The sequence below is a fragment of the Halpernia frigidisoli genome (assembly GCF_900113805.1).
Classification (GTDB): Bacteria; Bacteroidota; Bacteroidia; order Flavobacteriales; family Weeksellaceae; genus Halpernia; species Halpernia frigidisoli.
On record NZ_FOQT01000003.1, the window covers coordinates 199,448 to 223,945 of the forward strand.

The 24,498-nt window shown below is 33.9% G+C and carries 22 protein-coding genes; 16 read left to right on the forward strand and 6 right to left on the reverse strand.

The genetic code is table 11. The features are described 5' to 3' along the window. Positions 1 to 162 precede the first annotated feature (162 nt). A complete protein-coding gene (locus tag BM238_RS09190; RefSeq protein ID WP_090080103.1) occupies positions 163 to 828 on the forward strand; it encodes a DUF937 domain-containing protein in 666 nt (221 codons plus the stop codon). Positions 829 to 880: 52 nt separating this feature from the next. On the opposite strand, the gene BM238_RS14660 is transcribed toward BM238_RS09190, so the two are convergent. Continuing rightward, entirely contained in the window at positions 881 to 1,114 is a 234-nt protein-coding gene (locus BM238_RS14660) for a 30S ribosomal protein THX (protein WP_090080104.1), read from the reverse strand. Between the two features lie 44 nt (positions 1,115 to 1,158). After that, a complete protein-coding gene (locus tag BM238_RS09200; RefSeq protein WP_090080106.1) occupies positions 1,159 to 1,668 on the reverse strand; it encodes a DUF2480 family protein in 510 nt (169 codons plus the stop codon). Between the two features lie 82 nt (positions 1,669 to 1,750). Between BM238_RS09200 and lpxB the strand changes: the two genes are divergently transcribed. The 11 genes from lpxB to BM238_RS09255 all read left to right on the forward strand — a co-directional run bounded on the left by lpxB (position 1,751) and on the right by BM238_RS09255 (position 18,359). Further along, entirely contained in the window at positions 1,751 to 2,863 is a 1,113-nt protein-coding gene (gene lpxB, locus BM238_RS09205; protein ID WP_090080108.1) for a lipid-A-disaccharide synthase, read from the forward strand. Positions 2,864 to 2,938: 75 nt separating this feature from the next. Continuing rightward, positions 2,939 to 4,636 carry a ComEC/Rec2 family competence protein gene (locus tag BM238_RS09210; protein WP_233741948.1) on the forward strand — a complete coding sequence of 566 codons (1,698 nt, stop codon included), beginning with the start codon at positions 2,939 to 2,941 and terminating at the stop codon, positions 4,634 to 4,636. A 99-nt stretch (positions 4,637 to 4,735) separates the two neighbouring features. Further along, entirely contained in the window at positions 4,736 to 5,398 is a 663-nt protein-coding gene (locus BM238_RS09215; protein WP_090080111.1) for a succinate dehydrogenase cytochrome b subunit, read from the forward strand. A gap of 13 nt (positions 5,399 to 5,411) precedes the next feature. Continuing rightward, a complete protein-coding gene (locus BM238_RS09220) occupies positions 5,412 to 7,424 on the forward strand; it encodes a fumarate reductase/succinate dehydrogenase flavoprotein subunit (protein WP_090080113.1) in 2,013 nt (670 codons plus the stop codon). Between the two features lie 23 nt (positions 7,425 to 7,447). Further along, a complete protein-coding gene (locus tag BM238_RS09225; RefSeq protein ID WP_090080115.1) occupies positions 7,448 to 8,209 on the forward strand; it encodes a succinate dehydrogenase/fumarate reductase iron-sulfur subunit in 762 nt (253 codons plus the stop codon). Positions 8,210 to 8,506: 297 nt separating this feature from the next. Further along, positions 8,507 to 10,078 carry a TlpA family protein disulfide reductase gene (locus BM238_RS09230; RefSeq protein WP_090080117.1) on the forward strand — a complete coding sequence of 524 codons (1,572 nt, stop codon included), beginning with the start codon at positions 8,507 to 8,509 and terminating at the stop codon, positions 10,076 to 10,078. Positions 10,079 to 10,164: 86 nt separating this feature from the next. Then, positions 10,165 to 11,574: a 23S rRNA (uracil(1939)-C(5))-methyltransferase RlmD gene (rlmD, locus tag BM238_RS09235; protein WP_090080119.1), complete on the forward strand. Its 1,410-nt coding sequence runs from the start codon at positions 10,165 to 10,167 to the stop codon at positions 11,572 to 11,574. 17 nt (positions 11,575 to 11,591) lie between these two features. After that, positions 11,592 to 14,069: a zinc-dependent metalloprotease gene (locus tag BM238_RS09240; protein WP_090080121.1), complete on the forward strand. Its 2,478-nt coding sequence runs from the start codon at positions 11,592 to 11,594 to the stop codon at positions 14,067 to 14,069. A 3-nt stretch (positions 14,070 to 14,072) separates the two neighbouring features. Next, positions 14,073 to 14,564 (forward strand): DUF6452 family protein, encoded by a 492-nt coding sequence (locus tag BM238_RS09245; RefSeq protein ID WP_090080122.1) that lies wholly within the window; start codon positions 14,073 to 14,075, stop codon positions 14,562 to 14,564. Beyond that, positions 14,530 to 15,189 carry a DUF6048 family protein gene (locus BM238_RS09250; RefSeq protein WP_090080124.1) on the forward strand — a complete coding sequence of 220 codons (660 nt, stop codon included), beginning with the start codon at positions 14,530 to 14,532 and terminating at the stop codon, positions 15,187 to 15,189. The genes BM238_RS09245 and BM238_RS09250 overlap by 35 nt, the downstream gene beginning before the upstream one ends. Before the next feature lie 230 nt (positions 15,190 to 15,419). Then, positions 15,420 to 18,359, forward strand: coding sequence for a reprolysin-like metallopeptidase (locus BM238_RS09255; RefSeq protein WP_090080126.1), 2,940 nt, complete (start codon positions 15,420 to 15,422; stop codon positions 18,357 to 18,359). A 68-nt stretch (positions 18,360 to 18,427) separates the two neighbouring features. Here BM238_RS09255 and coaE read toward each other — a convergent pair whose 3' ends face one another. Beyond that, positions 18,428 to 19,066 carry a dephospho-CoA kinase gene (gene coaE / locus BM238_RS09260; RefSeq protein WP_090080128.1) on the reverse strand — a complete coding sequence of 213 codons (639 nt, stop codon included), beginning with the start codon at positions 19,064 to 19,066 and terminating at the stop codon, positions 18,428 to 18,430. A gap of 81 nt (positions 19,067 to 19,147) precedes the next feature. Beyond that, complete coding sequence (locus BM238_RS09265) at positions 19,148 to 20,014, reverse strand: MBL fold metallo-hydrolase (RefSeq protein WP_090080129.1); 867 nt, start codon at positions 20,012 to 20,014, stop codon at positions 19,148 to 19,150. Positions 20,015 to 20,157: 143 nt separating this feature from the next. Between BM238_RS09265 and BM238_RS09270 the strand changes: the two genes are divergently transcribed. Continuing rightward, positions 20,158 to 20,979: an alpha/beta hydrolase gene (locus BM238_RS09270; protein ID WP_090080131.1), complete on the forward strand. Its 822-nt coding sequence runs from the start codon at positions 20,158 to 20,160 to the stop codon at positions 20,977 to 20,979. A 146-nt stretch (positions 20,980 to 21,125) separates the two neighbouring features. Here the strand turns inward: BM238_RS09270 and BM238_RS09275 are convergent, their stop codons facing one another. Next, on the reverse strand, positions 21,126 to 21,770 hold the full coding sequence (locus BM238_RS09275; protein WP_090080133.1) for a DsbA family oxidoreductase: 645 nt from the start codon (positions 21,768 to 21,770) through the stop codon (positions 21,126 to 21,128). A gap of 4 nt (positions 21,771 to 21,774) precedes the next feature. Next, complete coding sequence (locus BM238_RS09280; protein WP_233741941.1) at positions 21,775 to 22,008, reverse strand: EthD family reductase; 234 nt, start codon at positions 22,006 to 22,008, stop codon at positions 21,775 to 21,777. A gap of 205 nt (positions 22,009 to 22,213) precedes the next feature. Here BM238_RS09280 and BM238_RS09285 point away from each other — a divergent pair, with 205 nt between their 5' ends. The 3 genes from BM238_RS09285 (at position 22,214) to BM238_RS09295 (ending at position 24,457) form a co-directional block, all read left to right on the forward strand. Further along, the gene (locus tag BM238_RS09285) at positions 22,214 to 22,633 is read left to right on the forward strand and encodes a MarR family winged helix-turn-helix transcriptional regulator (RefSeq protein WP_090080135.1); all 420 of its coding nucleotides are present in this window, start codon (positions 22,214 to 22,216) and stop codon (positions 22,631 to 22,633) included. Positions 22,634 to 22,734: 101 nt separating this feature from the next. Next, positions 22,735 to 23,412, forward strand: coding sequence for a type 1 glutamine amidotransferase domain-containing protein (locus BM238_RS09290; RefSeq protein WP_090080136.1), 678 nt, complete (start codon positions 22,735 to 22,737; stop codon positions 23,410 to 23,412). Positions 23,413 to 23,746: 334 nt separating this feature from the next. Further along, positions 23,747 to 24,457 (forward strand): DUF2071 domain-containing protein, encoded by a 711-nt coding sequence (locus BM238_RS09295; protein ID WP_233741942.1) that lies wholly within the window; start codon positions 23,747 to 23,749, stop codon positions 24,455 to 24,457. The last annotated feature ends 41 nt before the right edge of the window (positions 24,458 to 24,498 follow it).

A 24,498-nucleotide genomic window follows, 5' to 3' on the forward strand; every position in this document is an offset into this window, starting at 1 on the left:
AAGATAGACTTTTGATAGGAAATTTAAAAATTGTAACAGTTCCATAAATCGAACTAAAGATCTACATTCAATATTTAACTAAAATTTATGACCAAATAAATTTTTAACAAAAAAATAATTTTTAAATTTAATTATTATTAACAAAAAATAAACACAAAAACGATGAGTTTAATTGATCTAATTACGGGAAACGCAGGAAATCAAGTGGCTGAACAAGCAGAAAACAAATTTGGAATCAGCAAAAATCAAATCATTGCACTTCTTGCTGTTGCGGCGCCTTTGATAATTTCTTATTTGCATAAAAAAACACAGAATAACCCTGAAGAAGCGGACAAACTGAATACGGCTTTAGAAAAAGATCATGATGGAAGTATCTTAAACAATCCTTCTCAGGCAGCAGAAAGACAAGATGAGGGCGGTTCTATTTTAAATCATATTTTTGGTGGCGACAAAACACAGGTCGAAAATCAACTTTCCGAAAAAACAGGAATTTCGATGGATAAAATCGGACCGATCTTAGCGATGTTGGCGCCAATTATTATGGGTTTTATAGGAAAAGAAAAACAATCAAGTGGCGTAAATTCTGGCGGTGGATTAGGAGATCTTTTAGGCGGAATTTTAGGAAATGCCAATTCGCAGGCTCAGGGACAATCTACAAACCCGATCAATGATATTTTGGGAAGCATTTTGGGCGGCGGAAGTTCAAGCGCGGATTCAGGAAATCCTTTAGGGAATATTCTTGGAAGTGTTTTAGGTGGTGGCAATCAGCAATCTTCGCAAAGTGGCGGCATTGGTGGACTTTTAGGAAGTATTTTTGGAGGAAAATAATTGTAATTTTATCACATAAAAAAGCCAGAGTCAATGCTCTGGCTTTTTTTATTTATTCTGATTTTGCTTTTTCAGTTTTCACCTCTTTATCTTCAGCTTTTTTCGGCGCTGCTTTGGCTTTTGGTTTTGCTTCTTTTTTAGCAACTTCCTTCGGCGCCTTTTCAACTTTTGCCTTTGGTTCTGCAGGTTCTGTGTAAAGCGGTTCCGATTCTTTCTTCATTCTGGATTTACCGTAGCTGCCAGCAATTATTTTTCCGCGTTTGGTTTTTTTATCACCTTTTCCCATAATGTTATGATTTAGTTTTCACGAAGTTAGTAATTTTTTTTTAACTAATTCTTAAAAATTGGAACGTTTGAGCAAGCTTCGCCAAACATCAATGATTTTACCATTGGTTTTAGTTGTTCCACCAATTCAATATAAGCATTTTCCGGAATTTTTTGCTCAGAACAACCTCTTACTAAAACTCTTTTTCCCTGCAATTCAGAAAAATCATGCGTTTGCACAGCATTATGCATTAATAAAACTTCAAGATCTTCAGCATTACCAAAAACAATTTTTCTAGCGACATCAGTTATTTTTGCAGTGATTAAAAAGTAAGCCCACAAAGGTATTATCGCATCTGCAGAACAATAAATGTAAACGAAAGCACCTCTATATTCTTCTTCATTTAAATTCTCAATATCAACTCTAAACTCTTTTTCCTTTAAAACGATACCTTGAAATATATAATCTTTTAAATCGATCCCAATTCTTTTTCCCTTCGGCGAAAGCGTTGAAATATCAAAATTCACCAAGCCACTTTCTGCAATCTTATTTTTTATTTCAAATTCTTGTGACATTTTTATATCTTTATATTTACACAAAATTAATCATTAAAGTTTAAAGTAATTTCTCTTTGCACTTTTATATTTTTTAAGTTAAATGAAATATTACATTATTGCCGGCGAAGCTTCCGGAGATTTGCACGGCAGCAATTTAATGAAAGCGTTAAAAGAAAAAGATTTAAACGCAGAATTTCGATTCTGGGGCGGAGATTTAATGCAAAACGTTGGTGGAACTTTGGTAAAACATTACAGAGATCTCGCCTTTATGGGCTTTTTAGAAGTGGCAAAAAACATTTCCACGATTTTAAAAAACATAAAATTTTGCAAAGAAGATATTTTAAATTATAAACCAGATGTTTTAATATTGATTGATTATCCTGGTTTTAATCTACGAATCGCCGAATTTGCCAAAAAAGAAAATTTAAAAGTCATCTATTACATTTCCCCACAACTTTGGGCTTGGAAAGAAGGAAGAGTTGAAAAAATTAGAAATTTCGTTGATGAAATGCTCGTCATTTTACCCTTTGAAAAAGATTTTTATAAAAAACATTCAGTTGAATCTCATTTTGTAGGCCATCCTTTGCTTGATGCGATTTCAGACTTAAAACCAATTGATATTGAACAATTTAAGAGCGAAAATAATTTAAATAAAAAAGAAATTATTGCTTTACTTCCAGGTTCAAGAGCGCAGGAAGTGAAAAAAATGTTGGCTTTAATGACAAGTGTAAAATCGCAATTTCCTGATTATCAGTTCGTCATTGCGGGCGCGCCAAGTTTGGGTAAAGAATTTTATGAACATTTTGTAGAAAAAGATGTTTCATTTATTTCCAATAAAACTTATGATTTATTAAGATGTTCAACTGCGGCTTTGGTCACTTCAGGAACAGCAACTCTTGAAACAGCGCTTCTCAATATTCCCGAAATTGTTTGCTACAAAACAAGCAGGATTTCCTACGAGATTGGAAAACGCGTGGTAAAAAATCTGAAATATATTTCTTTAGTTAATTTAATTATGGATAAAGAAATTGTTACTGAACTTATTCAAAATCAATTAACTACTAAAAATTTAGTCATTCATTTAAAGGAAATTTTAAATGGACCAAAACGAGAAAAAATGCTGGAAGATTTTGCATTCTTACGTGAAAAATTAGGTGGAAAAGGTGCGAGCGACAGTGCCGCAGATATTATTTTAAAGACTATTAAAATGTAAACTTTGAAAAAGCAGCCATTTTTTGTTCTGCTCATCGCTCTTATCTTGGGAATTATTTTTCAGGAATTTTTCACCTTGAAGTTTTCACAAATTTATACTTTACTGTTTATCAGTTTTTTAAGTCTTATTTTAATATTTTTTAAACATATTTATATTCAAAATTTGCGGCACATTTTGCTGATAATTTCGGTATTTTGTCTGGGGATTTTTCTTTTTAAAATTCAACAATTTGATCCTCCCAAAATTTCATTAAATAAAAAAGAAAATTTATCTTTCATTTTAGACAAAAAGCTGAACAGCACGGAGAAAAACCGGCGTTATGAGGTAAAATTTTTTAAAGATAAAACTGATTTCAATGCAGTTTTGACGATCCCAAAAACACATTCTGAGATTGATTTTTCGCACTTTTATCAAGGTGAAGTTTATATTCAAAAAACAGAACCGCCATACGCGGATTTCATTTTTAATTATCAAAAATATTTAGCCCGAAAAAACATCTTTTATGTCGCTTATTTACCTAAAATTTTAAAACAAAGTTCAGAAAGAAAACTCTCTTTTTTAGAAAAAATAAAAGGGGAAAGATTGAGAATTTTAGATAAAATTTCAAGAAGCAGTTTAACCGAAAAAAGTGCGTCATTTTTAAAAGGAATAATCCTCGCAGACCGCACAGAGATGGATGCAGAAACTGTTTCAGATTTCCAGAAGAGCGGTTTGATACATCTATTAGCGATTTCCGGCACGCATATCGGAATTATTTTTGGTGTCGTTTTCTTTATATTTTTAAAGATTTTTCCGAAAAGATTTCGCAGTCAAGCCATTATTCTCAGCTTGGTTTTTATTTGGTGTTTTGCACTGTTTATAGGTCTTGGTAATTCTGTCGTTCGCTCGTGTATCATGATTTCTACTTACATGATTTATTTTCTTTTGCGAAGAAAACCTGATCTTTTGCACGCACTTTCTTTGGCTGGATTGATTATTTTAATAGCAAGTCCGCGGGAAATTTTTGATGTTGGATTTCAATTAAGTTTCAGCGCGGTTTTAGGAATATACTGGCTTCGAAAACCTATTTTAAATAAAATTCCCAGGTCAAAATATAAAGCAAAAAGATTTATTTATGGTATTTTAGCCGTTACGTTTGCCGCGCAAATCTCTACTTTGCCTTTGGTGATTTTTTATTTTCATCAGTTTTCATTCATCTCTATCTTTGCAAATCTTTTAATTATTCCTTTAGCTGAGATCATCATCACTTTTTCGCTATTTTTAGCAATACTTTTGGGATTAAATTTTAATAATTTATATCTAAATTCATTTTATGATCTGGTAATTTTAAATTTGTTAAAACTGATCCATTGGTTTGCCAGCTTAGATTTTGCGATGAACAGCAACATTGACGTCAAAATACCGGAAATCATTTTATTGATTTTAATCTGTTATTTTTTAGGTAATTTATTACGAAAACAGAGCTGGAAAAATTCTTTTTACTTTAGTTTTTCAATACTTTTATTCATTTTTGTGAGGATTTTACTAAATTTTAATGAAAATAAAAAGTCTGAAATCGTTACTCATCATTATTTTAAAAGCCAATTTCTATCCATTAAAAAAGATGAAAATGTTATATTTCTAATTCCGGAAAATTCACAGCTTCCAAAAATTGAAAAATATATTATAAATCCTTACTTAACTGTTAGAAGATGCAAAAATTATAAAGTAAAAGTTTATCAAAAAAATATTAATTTTGTGCAGGTTGACAACAAAAAATATTCTGTCAAATAGATGTTATTTAGAAAGATTACAAACTAATTTTTTCTGATATTTCTCACTTTCAGTTAGTTTAACATTAATTAACTTTGTGAAAATTCAAATTTCACAACTATGGCTGGTTTAATATCCTCATCCATCGGCAGAAAATATGCAATGGCATTTTCCGCTTTTTTTCTACTTTCATTTTTAATATTGCACCTGGTTGTAAATCTTCTGTCTCTATTTGGGCCAAATGCTTATAATAATGCATCAGATTTCATGGGATATAACCCACTCGTTCAATATATTATGCAGCCAATTTTGGTTGCCGGGGTTATTTTTCACTTTGTTATGGGTTTTATTTTAGAACTGAGAAATAATGCTGCCAGACCTATTAAATATGGCGTAAATAATGGTTCAGCAAATTCAACATGGATGTCAAGAAATATGATTATTTCCGGCCTGGTCATTTTGGCATTTTTAGGTCTTCACATGTACGACTTTTGGTATCATGAGATGAATTATAAATACATTGAAGGTTTGCCTGTAGTGGAAAATAGATTTTGGACTGATCTTCATGAGAAATTTGCAAACCCAGTTAGAGTTGGGCTTTATGTAGTTTCTTTTGTACTTTTAGGATTACATTTAGCACACGGTTTTCAATCAAGTTTTCAATCTATTGGAGCGAGACATCCAAAATATACTCCCGGAATAAAGGCATTTGGAACATGGTTTTCTATTTTAGTACCTGCAGGTTTTATCATCATCGCATTATTTCACTTTATAACTCAATAATCATCAATAAATTATGAGCATTTTAGATTCAAAAATTCCATCAGGTTCTCTTAAAGATAAATGGAAAAATCATAAAGACCATATGAATTTGGTCGCACCAAATAACCGTGATAAGATTGATGTTATAGTTGTCGGAACTGGTTTAGCTGGAGGTTCTGCTGCAGCAACATTAGCCGAACAGGGATATAATGTAAAAGTGTTTTGTTATCAGGATTCGCCAAGAAGAGCGCATTCAATTGCAGCACAAGGTGGTATTAATGCCGCGAAAAATTATCAGGGTGATGGAGATTCTATTTATAGATTATTTTACGACACTATTAAAGGAGGAGATTATCGTTCAAGAGAAGCTAATGTTTACAGATTAGCAGAAGTTTCAGCAAATATTATTGACCAGTGTGTTTCTCAAGGAGTTCCTTTCGGTAGAGATTACGGCGGTCAGCTTGATAACCGTTCATTTGGAGGAGTTCAGGTAAAACGGACTTTTTATGCTAAAGGACAAACAGGACAACAACTTTTATTAGGTGCTTATTCCGCATTAAGTCGCCAAATTGGTAAAGGAAGAGTAAAACTTTGCAACCGTCATGAAATGATGGATCTTGTTTTAGTTGATGGAAAAGCTCGCGGAATTATAGCAAGAAACTTAGTAACAGGAGAAATCGAAAGACATTCTGCACACGCAGTTGTTATCGCTTCTGGTGGTTACGGAAATGTATATTATCTTTCTACGAATGCAATGGGCAGCAATGTTTCAGCGTCGTGGAAAATTCATAAAAAAGGGGCTTATTTTGCAAATCCTTGTTTTGTGCAGATTCACCCAACTTGCATTCCAGTTCATGGAACAAACCAGTCTAAATTAACTTTGATGTCTGAATCTCTTAGAAATTCCGGAAGAATCTGGGTTCCAAAAAACATCGAAGATGCGGCGGCTGTAAGAGAAGGCAAATTAAAAGCCCAAGATATAGCGCCAGAAAACAGAGATTATTTCTTAGAAAGAAGATATCCGGCTTTTGGAAATCTTGTTCCACGTGATGTAGCTTCCAGAGCTGCAAAAGAAAGATGTGATGCTGGTTTTGGTATTGAAAATAACGATACGCAAGAAGGAGTTTATTTAGATTTCCATACAGAAATCATTAAGAAAGGCCACGAAGCAGTTATTGAAAAAAACATTCATAACGCGACTGAGCAGCAGGTTTACAATTTAGGTAAAGCATGGATCGAGGAAAAATATGGTAATTTATTCGAGATGTATGAAAAAATTACTGACGATAATCCTTATGAAACGCCGATGAAAATCTATCCGGCAGTTCATTATACAATGGGTGGCGTTTGGGTTGATTATAATTTACAATCTACAATTCCTGGATGTTTTGTGGTGGGAGAAGCAAATTTCTCTGATCATGGCGCAAACAGATTAGGTGCTTCTGCTTTAATGCAGGGTTTAGCTGACGGCTATTTTGTACTTCCTTATACAATAGCAAATTATCTGGCAGCAGATATCAGCACAGGAAAAATTCCTACAGATCAACCAAGTTTTGATCAGGCTGAAAATGATGTTAAAGAAAAAATTAACTTTTTTGTTAATAATGAAGGAACACATTCAGTAGATTATTTCCACAAAAAACTTGGACTTGTAATGTGGAATAAAGTAGGAATGGCAAGAGATGCAGAAGGCTTACAAACTGCAATAAATGAAATTGAAGAAATTAAAAAAGATTTCTGGACGAACGTTCGCGTTCCTGGAACTGCAGACGGAATGAATCCTGAACTGGAAAAAGCAGGTCGCGTTGCAGATTTCTTAGAATTAGGACAATTAATGGCAAAAGATGCTTTAGAAAGAAATGAAAGTTGCGGCGGACATTTCAGAACAGAATATTCTACTCAGGAGGGAGAAGCTAAACGTGATGATGAAAATTATAAATACGCAGCTTGTTGGCAATATAACGGCACCAGTATTTCCGAAGAAATTCTTCACAAAGAAGAATTAGTTTATGAAAATATTGAGGTAAAAACAAGAAGTTATAAATAATCTCCAAACAATATCATAAGAAAATGAGTGCAAAAAAGAACTTAAATCTGACTTTGAAAATTTGGAGACAGAAAAATAATAAAACAAAAGGACAGTTTGAAACTTACAAAATTTCAGACGTCTCTACAGATTCTTCTTTCCTGGAAATGCTTGATATGCTCAACGAGCAATTGATTAATGCAGGTAAAGAAACTGTCGCTTTTGACCATGACTGTCGCGAAGGAATTTGTGGAATGTGTTCTCTATACATCAACGGAAGACCACACGGACCGGAAACTGGAACAACAACGTGCCAACTTCACATGCGTCATTTTAAAGATGGTGAAGTCATTCACATTGAGCCTTGGAGAAGCGCTGCTTTTCCGGTGATAAAGGATTTGGTTGTTGACCGTTCTGCTTTTGACAGAGTTATGGCCGCGGGTGGATTTATCTCAATTAATACCTCCGGAAATACAACTGACGCAAACAGCATTTTAATACCAAAAGTTGATGCAGATCATGCAATGGATGCAGCGGCTTGCATCGGTTGTGGCGCTTGTGTCGCTACCTGTAAAAATGGTTCTGCAATGTTATTTGTTGGGGCAAAAGTGACACAATTAGCATTATTGCCACAAGGTAAAGTAGAAGCAAAACGCAGAGTTTTAAATATGGTTACAGCAATGGATGAAGAAGGTTTTGGAAACTGCTCAAACACCGGCGCTTGTGAAGTTGAATGTCCTAAAGGGATTAGTTTAAGCGTAATTGCTAAAATGAACAGAGAATATTTTTCTGCGAAAATAGATTAATAGAAAATATTTTATAGAATTAAAGCCGTTCAGATGATGAATGGCTTTTTTTTGGGCAGACATTTCCGCCTTCCGTTGTAAAAACGAAGAATTAATTTCGATGATTCAAAGAAAACAAATACTAAATTTGAGATAAGTCGGGCTGCAAACGATTTAATATTTTGAAAGTATTATATTTAATTTAGTTAAAGAATTAAGTCAATAATAAAATGCTAAATTTTACTTAAAATCTTATTTAAACTGCCAAATTATAAACTAAATACTTACTTTTGCCAAAATTAAAATTTACTCAACAAAATGATAATTAAAGATTTAAAAAACAAAATCAATTTTTCTGCTCTATTTAAAATTACAGCAGTTTTATTTCTGGCTTTTTTCGTGACATCATGTTCAAAAAAAGTGGAAGTTAAAGGTAAACTTACCAATTCAAATCCACTTGAACGTATCGAATTTATAGAATCCTCGGGTGTTGCCACATTGCCTTTGGTAAATTTGGGCCTTGATAAAAACGGAAATTTTGAAGGAAGTTTTGACGCGCCAAAAAGTGGTATGTATGTGATAACTTTTGCCGGGAAACAAGGTATGATTTACCTTAAAGGCGGTGAAAAAGTTAATATCACCGGCGATGCAGCTCAGTTCCCTACAGAATATGCCGTAACGGGCGATGCTAAAAACAATAATGATTTTATTAAAAATTCTCAATTATTTTTAGACAGCTACGCAGCGAAATTAAGTATGCAGGAAATCATCATGAAAGGCGAACCGGCATTTTTATCAGAAGCAAAGAGAATTAACGAAGAGCTTTCAAAAAACATTGACGAAAATGCTAAAAAATATGATGCTGACAAAGAAGCTGTTCAATGGAAAAAAGATGAATTGACGACCAGTATTTTAGGTTTATTAAGCCAGTACAAAGTAAATCACGGACAAACGATCCAAAATCCTTCTTTTAAAGTTTCAAAGAATTTACTGGATTATGAAAATACTTTAAAGGAAAATAATGACCGTTTGGTGGAAAATCATCCGCAATACAGAAATTATTTACTTAGCACGATGACAGAAGAATTTCAAAAATATTCTGCGGCACATAATACAACTGGCCAACTTTCACCTTCACAAATATTCGCTGATTTGCTGAAAACAAAGAAAGACATGTCACAAACAACCAAAGATTATCTTTTGGCTTACGTGATCGCTCAATCTGACCTCACAATGAATTCTACAAAAGAATCTACGGCGAAAGTAAATAAGATCATTGATTCTGAAATTAAAAACGAAGCTGTAAAAAAAGATCTGAAACAGATCGAATTTGTGATCAGCGGTTTAAAAGAAGGAGATGCTTTACCAAAAAGTGATTTAGTAAAAGCCGACGGTTCAAAATACAGTCTTTCAGATCTGAAAGGAAAACCTACATTGGTAATGTTTTATGCTTCATGGAATCCCCGCATTGCAACTTCCACTTTACCGGTTTTAAACGAGGTTGTGAATTTTTACAAATCCAAAATTGACTTTGCTTATATTAATTTAGACGATTCAAAAGAACAGTTTCAAAAAAGCAGCAGTGCAATGCTAAAAGGTTTGCCAGGTGTAAACGCTTATGCGGAAGGCGGACTTAATTCTGAATTTGCAAAAAATTTCGGTTTATATGGTTTTAAACTTCCTGGGTTTTTAGTTTTAGACAAAGACGGTAAAATCGCCGGTCATTATTTTGTAAACTTAGGTGACCCGGAAATTGTAACTATTTTGACAAAAGTTTCTGGTTTAAAAGCACCTGAAATGGCACCACAAATGCCGCAAATGATGCCGGGAATGCAGCAAAATGCACAACCACAACAAGCGCCACAATCTCAGCCGCAACCAACGAAATAATTAAAAATATTTTCCGAAATTTATACCGGAAAGTCAAACTATAGAAACAGGCTCTTTTGCCTGTTTTTTTTTAAGATAAATTTAAAATGAAGCAAAGAAAACCAAATCCAATACTGGAAAATATCGAAATTTACGGCGCTGGAGCGAAAGGTGTAGCAATTGGAAAAACTGCGGAAGGCAAAACTGTTTTGGTAAAAGGTGCCGTTCCCGGTGATGTAGTTGATGTTCAGGTAAGAAAATCTAAAAGCAAATATTTTGAGGGAGATGTTTTAAATTTAGTAAAACCATCAGAATTTCGGGTTGAGCCAAAATGTATTCATTTTGGAACCTGTGGCGGTTGCAAATGGCAAAATCTAAGTTATGAAAAACAGCTTTACATTAAAAATGATGAAGTTTTCAACAACATAAAAAGAATTGGCGGTTTTGATGACTTTCAATCTTTACCAATTTTAGGCGCCGAAGAACAATATTGGTACAGAAATAAAATGGAATTTTCTTTTTCTGATGCGAAGTGGCTGACTTTAGAAGAAATAAATTCCGGGGAAGAAATTGCTGACAAAAATGCTTTGGGATTTCACATTCCGGGAATGTGGAGTAAAATTTTAGACCTTAAAGAATGTTGGCTGCAGGAAAGTCCTTCAAACCAGATCAGATTAGCGGTCAAGAAATTTGCCGATGAAAATGGCTTGGATTATTTTGATGTTAAAAACCAGTCCGGATTTTTGAGAACTTTAATGTTGCGCCAAAATTCTATGGGAGAATGGATGGTTTTGTTTCAACTTTATCGCGAGGAAAAGGAAAATCAACAGAAATTATTTAATTTTTTACTGGAAAATTTTGTTGAAATTAAGACCTTGGTTTATGCCATTAATCCGAAACAGAACGATTCTATTTATGATCTGGATGTTCAGATTTATTATGGAGAAGGTTTTTTAATGGAAGAGATGGATGGTTTGAGATTTAAAATTGGACCAAAATCTTTTTTCCAGACTAATTATCAACAGGCTTTAAATCTTTATAGAAAAACATTAGAATTTGCTGAAATCACCGAAAATGATGTCGTTTACGATCTTTACACAGGAACCGGAACTATCGCACAATATGTCGCAAGAAAAGCAAAACATGTTATAGGAATTGAATCTGTGCCGGAAGCAATCGCGGCGGCCAAAGAGCACGCCAAACTGAATGGTTTAGACAATTGCGAATTTTTCTGTGGAGACATGAAAGATATTTTCACACCGGAATTTTTAGCAAATCATCCAAAAGCGGACGTTTTAATTACCGATCCACCACGAGATGGAATGCACGCAAAAGTGGTTGAGCAGATATTAAATTTAGCGCCGCAAAAAATAGTTTATGTTAGTTGTAACTCTGCAACTCAAGCCAGAGATATGGCTCTTTTAAAAGAAAATTATACCTTAGTAAAAATTTTACCGGTTGATATGTTTCCACAAACGCATCACGTTGAAAATATCGCACTTTTAATAAGAAAATAAAATTTTAAATTATATTTATGAAAAATCAATTCCTGTTTATCATTTTTTCTATGTCTCTTTTCACGGGGCAAATTTCTGCACAGAAAACTGATTCTGTAAAAATTGAAGTAAAAAAGAAAGTAGATTCTATTGCTAAAAAAGACAAACCTGTTGTAAAAATAAAACCTTACAAAGATGTTATCACCAGCAAAGCAATCACTGATGCAGGCGTTTTTGATGTTCATAAAATTGAGGAAAAATATTATCTGGAAATTCCGGATAAAATGCTGAAAAAAGAATTTCTTTTGGTGAGCCGTTTAACGAAAGCCGCTGCCGGAATGCGTTCGGGAATGTCAGGTTACGCAGGAGATCAGATTTCACAAAACGTTGTTTCCTTTGAAAAAGGCCCGGAAGATAAGATTTTTATGCGCACTATTTCTTATGTAGATTATGCTAAAGATTCTACCTCGCAAATGTACGCCTCTGTTTCCCGAAACAATGAGCAATCCATCGTAGAAGCTTTGGAAGTGAGAGCTTACAACAAGGAAAAAAAATCTTCTGTTGTAGAAATCACTTCTATTATCAACGCAGACAGTGATCTGTTTTCTTTTGATACCCGTTATAAAAAAAGCTTTAAAGTTGGTGCTTTGCAAAAAGATAAATCTTTTGTAAACTTTGTAAAATCTTTTCCTACTAATATTGAAATAAATACCACTAAAACTTTCGCCAGAACTTTGGGTAATTTTAAAGCTTTGCCCGGGATGGATAAGCCGGAAATTAGCGGAAATTATACTGTAGAAATAAATACTTCTCTTGTTTTATTACCAGATAATAAAATGCAGGCAAGATATTTTGATCCAAGAGTTGGCTTTTTCACTGTTGGCTACACAGATTTTGATCTTGATCCACAAGGTGTAAAAAAAGTAGAATTAATTAAAAGATGGCGTTTAGAGCCAAAGCCAGAAGATCTGGAAAAATATAAAAAAGGTGAATTAGTTGAACCGGCAAAACCGATCGTTTTTTACATTGATCCTGCGACACCAAAAAAATGGATTCCTTCGCTGATTCAGGGTGTAAATGATTGGCAAAAAGCTTTTGAACAGGCTGGTTTTAAAAATGCAATCGTGGCAAAAGTACCGAACACAAAAGATGACCCTGAATGGAGTTTGGAAGATGCCAGATTTTCAGGAATTGTTTATAAACCTTCGGATGTTCCCAACGCTTCAGGACCTTCAATTGCAGATCCACGAACTGGTGAAATTTTGGAAAGTCATATTAACTGGTATCACAACGTGATGTCTTTGCTAAGAAATTGGTATTTTATACAATCTTCGCCAAATGATCCAAGAGCACGAAAAATCGAATTTGATGATGCTTTAATGGGTCAGTTGATCCGTTTCGTTTCTTCTCATGAAGTTGGTCATACATTGGGTTTGCGTCATAATTTTGGTTCAAGTTCAACTGTTCCTGTAGAAAAATTACGAGACAATAATTTTTTAACTAAAAACGGACACACACCTTCCATTATGGATTATGCACGTTTTAATTATGTAGCACAACCCGAAGATCACATTTCACCGGAAAATTTAATGCCTAGAATCGGGGATTATGATAAATGGGCTATCGAATGGGGTTATAAAAGATTTTATAATTTTAAAACACCTGATTCTGAAAAAACTTATTTAAACAAATGGGTGATTGGCGAACTTAAAAATAACAGACTTTGGTTTGGCACAGAATCCAATAATTTCGATCCGCGGTCTCAAAGTGAGCAGGTTGGTGACGATGCAATGATCGCAAGTAATTATGGTGTAAAAAATTTACAAACCATAATGAATAACATTGAAAAATGGACAGCGCAGCCAAACGAAGATTATGAAAATCTTGGAATGATGTATAACCAAGTTACGGGGCAATTTAGAAGATATCTTGGTCATGTTTCAAAATACATTGGTGGCGAAATGGAAACCCCAAAAACACAGGAACAAAATGGCGTTGTATATGAAGTTGTGGCAAAAGCTGATCAAAAAAGAGCTTTAGAATTTTTAAATGATCAAATTTTTAAAACACCAACATGGCTGATCAACGACGATGTTTTCAAAAAAACAAATTTGGACGCAATTACAGTTGTTGAAGGCTTGCAAGGGTCAGTTTTAAAAAGAATTTTAGATGACAAAGTTTTAGATAAAATGTATAAATCTGAAGTAACTTATAAAGATGCTTATCCTTTGGCTACTTACTTAACGGATTTGAAAAGCGACATGTTTCAGGAAAGTAATCCCGATGTTTACAAAAGAAATCTTCAGAGAAATTATGTAAATTCTTTGATTAATTTAATAAACACAAAAACTGCGATCGCTGACAATTCTGATGTTCCGGCTTTTGTGCGAGGAAATTTAGCAGATCTGAAAAAAGATTTAGAGGGAAAAGTAAACGATCAAAATGCGGTGAACAGATACCATTACCAGGATCTTCTTTTCAGAATAAATGATGTTTTAGAGCCACACGCAAAATAAATTATGAAGAAAATATTTTTATTTTCACTTTTTTCTCTCGTACTTTTTTCTTGCGGTTCGGAAGATGATATTTGCACGAGCGGAGAAGGAACGCCGCGTATTAAAATAAAATTTAAAACGCAGGCGAATAATAAGCTAAAAAGTTTAGACAGCATATTTGTCAGCGCCGATCTAGGCTCAGGAGTACAACCCGTTTTAGCACAGAAGTTCCCTACAGATTCCATTGTGATCCCTCTGCGGGTTGATGATGCGCCGTACACTGATATTTATGTCAGTCTTGCGTCAAAAGTTCCTGCTGGTCAAGTTTTAAATGTTTCAAAAATCAGAATAAACTACACGACAAAATCACAATATGTGTCACCGGCTTGCGGTATAAAAAAAACTTATGAAAATCTCAATTCTGTTTTGATAAACCCAAATCCTGTCTTAAATTTAGAGCAAACTCAAACCCAAATTACCAATGAAGCAAAGACTTCTCTTTATCTTATTTTTTAGCTTTAGCATTTTTTTGGTTTTTGGTCAAAAAACCGCAGACAGTACGAAACTTAGGTTCAAATATAAGCCAAATTTCATGGTGGGATTTGATGTTGTAAATGCGGGTGTGTCTGCTTTCGCTGACAGAAAATTATTTCAAGGATTCATTTCCACCAACTATAATAACAAGATCCATCTTGTTGCTGATGCTGGTTTTGAAAAAAATATTTATGTAAAAAATGGTTACGATGCAAAGGCAAGTGGTCCATTTGTAAAAATTGGAGGCTTCTACATGTTGGCTTCAGACAGAGAAAATCCTGAAAATGGATTTTATGCAGGCGGAAAACTAGCTGCGAGTTATTATAATCAACAATATTTTGCAGTTCCGGTGCGTGGTTTTCAAGGTATAGATGTTTCTCAGGCATTTCCATCTTCTACTCAGTCTTCTTTTTGGATAGAAGGAGCAATCGGTGGAAGAGTTCAGCTTTTCCAGTCAAAATTTTATATTGATGTCAATCTTCAACCAAAATATTTGGCTTACACCACCAAACAGGAGGAAATAATACCATTACTTGTACCGGGTTTTGGTAAAAGCAGCACTAAATTTAATTTTGGCTTTGCCTGGAATTTGGCTTATAAATTTTAAGATTTTTGCTTAATTTATAGCTTAAGGAAAGAAGGTTATTAATCAACAGAATCTATACATTATCCAAAATTTAACATATTTAAAATATATATTTCGCATATTTTTGTTAATAATTTAACTAACAATATAATTACGATTACTTTTATTTAATAAAAAAATAATATAATCACATATTATAAAGATTTCTACAATTTTTTTTTTAATTTTGAAATCTTAAAAATAGTTAATTTATGAAAAGAATAATTACCTTATCACTCTGTTTGGCAGCATTTATAACAACTTCTGCCCAATGGAATCCTACCACGATGCGTGGAGAAAAAATTAAACCAAACAGCAGTTCAAAAAGCTATTATTCACTGGATATCAAACAGCTGAAATCTACTTTGAGTAATGCGGAAGAAACGGGAAAAGGTGCAAAACCTGTTGTTATCAGCTTACCAACCTTGGAAGGAAAAGTTGAAAAATTTGCCGTTTACAGTTTCCCTGTAATGGTTAAGTCTTTGGCGGACCGCTATGATCTGGGATCATATGTTGGCGTTGGAATTGATGATCCAGGCAAATATGTCAGATTTTCAGTAGCTCCTAATGATTTTCAATCAATGATCATCAAAAATGGTGTATACCAGTTTATTGAACCTCAAAACAAGGACAAAAGTGTATATGGCGTTCATGAAAAAACAACAATTACAGGTTCTAAACCATTTATTTGTGGTACTTCTGAGAACACTATTTCCAAGAAACAAATGGATGCGCTTTATGAAAGTGGAAAAAACTTTGCAAATGTTCCTACAGATTTTAGCAAAAATTCAGATAAAAAATTCAGAACAATGCGTTTGGCAATGTCTGTTACTGGTGAATATACTACCTATTTTGGTGGTGTTGCAGGAGCAGTTGCGCAGATACAGGCTACGATTACAAGAGTTAATGGTGTATTCGAAAATGAATTTGGTTTACATTTAATTTTACAGGATTTTCCTACATTAATTTATACTGACTCTACTACTGACCCCTATTCTCCGGCCTCAACAGGAGCACAGGGCGCCTGGAATACAGAGTTACAAAATACTCTGACTAGTGTAATAGGGAATTCTGCTTATGATATTGGGCACCTTTTTGGTGCAACTGGTGGTGGAGGTAATGCAGGTTGTATAGGTTGCGTATGCGTGGACGATACCGCTCTACTTACAGATAAAAATAAAGGTTCTGGATTCACTTCTCCTGCAGATGCTATCCCAAAGGGTGATAATTTTGATATTGATTATGTTGCTCATGAAATGGGCCATCAACTTGGGGGCAATCACACATTTTCTTTCCAGTTAGAATCGGGAACTGGCGTAAATGTTGAACCAGGTTCAGGATCCACCATTATGGGTTATGCGGGAATTACAGGGGCTACAAATGATGTTCAGCCACATTCCGACCCTTATTTTTCAGTTACCAGTTTGATACAGATTCAGGCAAATTTAATAGATAAAACATGTGATGTTGAAGTGGCGACGGCGAACAATGCACCTGTTATTGCAGCATTAACGGATGTCACTATTCCGAAGGGAACAGCCTTTGTATTAACAGCAAGTGCTACAGACGCTGAAGGCAATCCGTTTACATATTGTTGGGAAGAAGTTGATAATGCTTCGGTCGCAATCAGCAATGCTAACTTAGGAAATACAACAACAGGCGCATCTTTTAGATCATTAAATCCAACAGCCAGCGGTGTAAGATATTTTCCTAAATTATCTACAGTTTTAGCTGGAAACACTAAAAACATAGCAGATTGGGAAGCAGTTTCTACAGTGGCTCGTGCATCTAAATTTAGAGTAACTGTTAGAGATAACGGTGGATCAACTCCAGGCTATCAACAAACCGAAAATGCATTGCAAAATGTAACTGTTGGTAATGACGGTCCATTTAGAATTACTTCTACAAAAATATACACCAATGGAGGTCCATTTACCTGGGATGCAGTAAATACAGCTGCCGCACCATATAACTCTCCAAACGTTAAAATTGATTACACGGTTGACAATGGTGCAAACTGGATCGTCGTAAGCGCTTCAACACCAAATGATGGTAGTGAAAATCTGACATTTGCAACTTTAGCGACAGGTGCTGCAGCAAAAATTAGAGTGTCATCTATAGGTAATGTTTTTTATGCTATTAAAAATGTAACTGCTGCCGTTCTTCCAAATTGTGATGGCACACCACCAACCAATTTGGTTGCTTCAAATATTACAAGCTCTGGTGTAACATTATCTTGGGATGCGGTCAGCAACGCAACCTATGTTCTTCAATATAGAGTTGTCGGCACAACACCATGGACAACTGTAAACACTGCTAATATTTCAACGGTTATCACCGGACTTGATGACAGTGTGGCATATGAAGCACAAATTGCTGCAGTTTGTTCCGGTACAACAGGAACATTCAGTGCATCTACAAATTTCACTACTTTGGGAATAGTTTATTGTCCAGCTACAGGAGGAAGCAGTGCAGACGAATATATCTCTAATGTGACTGTTACACCAGTTGGAGCTGCGGTATTAAATAATACATCAGGACAAGCACCATATAGTAACTTTGCTAATGACCCAACGAAAGTTGTCAATTTAGTTAAAGGAAGTGTAAATAACTCAATAAGTATAACGAAAACCTGGACAGCAACGAAATACAACGAAGCAGTTGTAGTTTGGATCGATTTCAACAGAGATGGTGTTTATACTGTTGCAGAAAAAGTAATGTCAACAGTTGCAGACCAAACGACTCCTGTTACGGCAACATTTTCCGTACCAGCAGATGCTTATTCAGGTTCTAAAACTGTCGGAATGCGTGTAATGATGAGATACAACACAATTCCTACAAATCCTTGTACTAGCTATTCATTTGGAGAAATAGAAGATTACGCAGTGAAAATTTCAGCTAATTTAGCTACAGGTGAAAATACTAAAGAAAATTCTTTCCAGGTTTATCCAAACCCTGCAACAGATATCTTAAATGTCACTAAAGTAAATAACAAAGCTGTTTATTCAATCTACAACGTGGCCGGACAAATTGTTTCTAAAGGCAATGTGAAAGAAAATAAAGTACAGGTATCAAACTTAGTAAAAGGTGTTTACATTATCTCAATTGAGAATAATGGTGAAACATCCAAAGTGAAATTCATTAAAAAATAAATAACACTTTAATATTTAAAAGGCCTAGAAATAAATTTTCCAGGCCTTTTTTATTTAATGAAAAAATTTTATGAAAAACAGGATGTAATTTGTTGCAAAATTCTTTTTGTTTCAGATCTCAAATCTTCCAAATTTGTATTATTAAAAATTATAAAATCTGCTTTTCTTATTTTATCTTTTTCCGGCATTTGCTTTTCTAAAACCGATTTCACTTCCCTATAAGTTTTAGAATCCCTATCCATCACTCTTTTTATCCGAATATTATCTTCCGAAGTCACCAACAAGCTTTTATCGCATTGTTTATCAATTCCTAATTCAAAAAGCAAAGCTGTTTCTTTAAAAATAATTGTACCCTTTTGTAAAGATATCCAATGTTCAAAATCCTCTTTCACCGCAGGATGAATAGTTTTATTTAATTTTTCTAATAATTCTGCATCTGCAAAAACTTTAGAAGCAACATATTTCGTATCATAAATCCCACTTTCGTTGTAGGCTTTTTCACCTAAAAAACTGATGATTTCATTTTTTAAAAAACCACTTTCATTCACCAGTTCTTTTGCCCGAATATCAGAATTATAAACAGAAAACCCATTTTCTTCGATGAATTTTGCAACGGTTGTTTTGCCCGAACCAATTCCGCCCGTTAATCCAATGAGTTTGGTTGATAGTTGATAGTTGTCAGTTGTCAGATTTTCCTCAATTTTCATATTAGATGCATAAAAACTTATTTTTTAAAATTTTAGTGTAATTGAAAACTATCAACTATCAACCGATAACTATCAACTGTTTTAATATCCAAAAACTTCATTAAAACTAAAAGTTTGATCTAATTTAACACCTTTTTCTGTCATTTTTAAACTTGCCAATTCATTGTGCGCATCATGTTCGAAAAATAACAAATAATCATTGTCAATACACTGTTGCAAGAATTTTCCTTTTTCTTCCATGGTCAAAAGAGGTCGTGTATCATAACCCATCACATAAACTAAAGGAATATGTCCCGCGGTCGGAATTAAATCTGCCGCAAAAACGATGGTTTTATTTTGGTATTTTATCACCGGAAGCATTTGTTTTTCTGTGTGTCCATCCACAAAAATGACATCCATTTTTAAGTCTGTTCCAAAAAGATAATTTCCGTTTTTAGGCAGATCTAAAAAATTCAACTGACCGCTTTCCTGCATTGGTAAAATATTTTCCGGGAGAAAACTCGCTTTCTCGCGCGGATTTGGTTTAGTCGCCCATTCCCAATGATTTTCATTGGACCAATAACTCGCATTTTTAAAACTTGGTTCGTAACCAGTTCTGTCTTTATTAAATTGAATTGCACCGCCACAATGATCAAAATGAAGATGCGTTAAAAAAACATCAGTAATATCATCTTTCACAAAACCAAATTTCGCTAAACTTTTATCTAAATTATCATCGCCCCAAAGTGAGTAATGACCAAAAAATTTATCATCCTGCTTATTTCCCAAACCGCAATCTATCAAAACCAACTTTTTACCATCCTCAATTAATAGCGAGCGCGACCCAATTTCAATTAAATTATTTTCATCCGCAGGATTTGTTCTTTGCCACAAGGTTTTAGGAACAACACCAAACATGGCACCGCCGTCTAACTTAAATTTTCCACATTGTATAGGATAAAGTTTCATATTCTTTTTTTTTTAAATATTAGTTTTAAAATCAATTGTAAAGTTAAAGTTTTATTGAATTTAATATTTTTAAAATTACGAAATTAAATTAAATCAATCCGTCTAAAAGAAACTTTACAGAAAACAAAATCGTATTTTTAAACATGCAAAAAATTATTATAATAAGCCTGGGATTCTTTTTCGTAAGTTGCGCATCGGTGAAAAACAAAGATATCGTTTACGGAAAATCCGCTTCAAATAAAGACTTAAAACTCAACGTTTTCGTTCCAAATCATTCTAAAAACAAACAACTTCCCGTTCTAATATTCGTCCACGGCGGCAACTGGAACAGCGGAAGCAAAGACCAATACGGTTTTTTCGGACGAAATTTTGCCAGAAAAGATGTCGTAACCGTTATTCCAGATTACACATTAAGCCCAGAAGCAAATGTTGATCAGATGACTATTGAAATCGCAAACTCAATAAAATGGGTAAAAGAAAATATTAAAAATTACAACGGCAACACCAATAAAATTTTCGTAACCGGTCATTCCGCTGGTGCACAATTGGTGGCAAATGCCGTTTTAAATCCAAAATTCGGTATTGATGAAAAATCAATTTCCGGCATTATTTTAAATGACGGCGCCGGAATTGACATGAAGGATTATTTAGAAAAAAATCCACCAACTTATGCTGATAATTACATAAAAACCTGGAGCAAAGATCCTGAGAAATGGTACCAAGCCTCGCCTATCAATTTTTTAGATAAAAATTCGCCGCCATTTATGATGTACGTTGGCAAGAAAACTTATCCATCAATAAAAACCGCGAATGAACATTTCCTCACAAAACTTCAACAATTTCAGCCTGATGTAAAACCAATTTTCATCAATAAAAGTCATATTCCGATGATTTTGCAATATTTTTTCCCGTGGAATAATCGCTCAACAGAAATTAAAAATTTCATTGACAAAAATTCTAAATAATTCTTAAAGATAAAATGCTCGATTTTTTTCGGGCATTTTTTTATCTATTTTACGTAAAAAAGCGCGTCGTGATAAGTTCGCGCTTTTTTAAAATAGTGTTGAATTTAAATTTTAAAAATTAAATCTAATTCTTTATCTGAAATTTTTTAATTATTCATCATTTCAGAAAGTACTTTTTTGAAAGTTTCCACAGGTTGCGCGCCAGTAATTGCTTTTTCTCTATTAAAAACAACAGTCGGCACAGAATTTATTCCGGCTTTTTTCCAGAAATCCTCATTGTAACGAACGTCTTTTCTCGCATCTTCGCTATCAAGCATTTCTAATCCTTCCTCAGCATTCAAGCCAACATCCAGCAAAGCCTGTTTTAAAACCTCTTTTTTAGAAACATCTTTTCCTTGACTGAAAAAAGCGGTGGTTAAACGCTTTTGCAATTCAGTTTGTTTGTCAAATTCCTTTGCATATTCTAATAAAACGTGCGCATCAAAAGTATTGACCATCTTAAAGCCATCAAAATAATCAAATTTAAAACCCAGTTCTTCGCCGATATCGACCATATTCTTTTGAGATTCTTTTTGCTGCTCAGGCGTAGAACCATATTTTTCCGTGATATGTTCTCTTAAATCCTGTCCATCCGCCGGCATATTTGGATTTAATTCAAAAGGTTGCCACTCAATTTCTACCTCATCCTGAATACCAAGTTCATTGATCGCTTTTTCTAAACGTTTGTAACCAATAGTACACCAAGGGCAAACCACGTCTGAAATAATATCTATTTTTAATTTTTCTTTCATTTTTTTAAAGTTTTATAATTTCACTCATTTGAAATACACTTATAATATTAGTAAAATTTTTAACATCAGCCGTAAATTTTTCAGCGTGCGGACCGAAATATTTCTTGAAAGAAACCGCATCTTCAAACTTCATATTAACTATTGCGATATAAGGAGCCGGCTCGTCCGCTTTTCTGCTGGCAATTCCTTTTTCTAATTCTAATTCAAGTAAATTATCACCCAATGCTTCAGCAATCATTGGAAGATGGCTTTTTATTTAATAATCCCAGTCGAATTCTGCGTCTTTACCATTTGGGTAAAATATGGAAACTTTTATCATTTTTAAATATTTTTAATTCTAAACACTTACAAAAATACGAAAAATTAAATATTTTACAAAATTAAGTTTATTAAAACTAAATTGTGCAAAACTTTTATTACCTTTGTCTCTGTAAATAATAATTATGGAAGATTTATTAAAACTCGAAAAACAAATTTGCTTTCCCGCGTACGCCTTTTCTAGAGAATTAACCAATCTTTATAGACCATTGCTGGAAAAATTGGATGTCACTTATCCACAATATCTGGTGATGATGGTTTTATGGGACGAATTTGAAAAAACGGTAAATCAATTAGGAGAAAAATTAAGATTAGATAGCGGAACGTTGACTCCCTTACTTAAAAGACTGGAGCAAAAAGGTTTAGTTAATAGAACCAGAAGTAAAAAAGATGAGCGCGTTGTATTAATTTCCTTAACGGAAACCGGAACAGAACTTAAAGAAAAAGCAAAAGATATCCCAACAGAGATGTTGAAATTTTTAGACATATCTATCGAAGATCTTACCCAACTTAAGAATTTACTCAACAAAATATTAAATAAATAATTCCGGAGATTTTCTAAATAACTAAAGATCATCTTCCAGGCCTTCAATTTAAAAACAAAAATTTAAGAAAAATCAATAATAAATAATAAAAAAGAAACAATATGAAAATTTTATTTGTAGTTACATCACACGATAAATTAGGCGACACTGGTAAAAAAACCGGTTTCTGGATAGAAGAATTTGCCGCACCTTATTACAAATTCTCAGATGCTGGATACGACGTTACTGTTGCAACACCAAAAGGCGGGAAAGCACCGATAGACCCAAGTAGTGAGGCAGATTCCGCACAAACTGAAGCCACAGAAAGATTCCACAAAGATTCAAAATTACAGGAAGTAATTGCAAACACGCACAAACTTTCTGAAATGAAATCAGCGGATTTTGATGCCGTTTTCTATCCAGGCGGTCACGGGCCACTTTGGGATCTAGCGAATGACAAAGATTCTGCAAAACTAATCCTTGATTTTTACAACAATGATAAATTAGTTGGTGCGGTTTGTCACGCGCCGGGTGCTTTCAAAAATGTAAAATTTGAAAACGGCGATGCTTTTATCAAAGGTAAAAATTTCACCGGATTCTCTAACTCAGAAGAAGAAGCAGTAAAATTAACGGACGTTGTCCCTTTCCTTTTAGAAGACGAATTGCAAAAGCAAGGCGGAAATTACAGCAAAACCGAAGATTGGGGCGTACATGTCGTTGAAGACGGACTTTTAATCACCGGTCAAAATCCAGCATCATCAGAAGCGGTTGCAGAAAAAATGATGTCGCGTTTAAAGTAAATTCGAACAAAAAATTCTTAATTTCTCTTTGTAGAAATTACTTAAAATTTAGATAAAACAGGAGCAAACATTCCTGTTTTTTTGTGCATTATTTTATTTTTGGGAGCCATTTTCCGTCTTCCGTTCCCAAAACGAGGAACGAGTTTCGATGATTCAATTAAAATAATAAAAAAAGGAATCAATCTTTTTGCTTCAAAGTATAACATAATTTAGAATATTTCCGCAAGCAAAAAGGATTTCCACTCAAGCCGGGGCGCAGATTTCGCGAAAAACAAAATTGTTTTCAAAAAATTTCAAGTTGTCTTTTAATTTAAATTATTTATAAATTTGTTTAATGATAAAAATTCCAACTATTCACGGGTTTATTGACAGACGTATTCTAATAAATTATACGGCAGATCCGGAAGTTGTGAAAAAAATTATCCCACATCCGTTCCGACCAAAACTTTATAAAAACAAAGCAATAGTTGGGATTTGTTTAATTAGACTTAAAAATATAAAGCCGAAAGGTTTACCGGATTTTCTTGGCATAAATTCTGAAAATGCAGCGCATAGAATCGCTGTAGAATGGGATGAAAATGGCAAAACAAAATCTGGCATTTACATTCCCCGCAGAGATACTTCTTTAAAACTGAATACTTTAGCTGGCGGTCGAATTTTCCCGGGAAAACATCACTTCGCAAATTTTAATGTTTTACAAAAAGACAATTCTTACCATGTTGCTTTCAAGAGCAGCGATGAAACCGAAATCTCAGTCGATGCGCAGGAAACTAATTTGTTTCCAAATGATTCAATTTTTAACAATTTAGAAAATGCTTCAAAATTCTTCGAAGAAGGAGATCTTGGATTTTCGCCAAATAAGGAAAAGTTAGAAGGCTTAAGACTTAAAGTATATAATTGGAAAGCAACTTCTCTAAAGGTTTCAAACGTGAAATCGAGTTTTTTCTATAATGAAGAGATTTTCCCAAAAGGTTCTGTCAATTTTGATCATGCTTTACTGATGAAAAACATTGAGCATGAGTGGAAACTTGAACCCAGCAAATAAAGGTCTTTAAATTACTTAAATTCTTTATTTTTTCAAAAAAC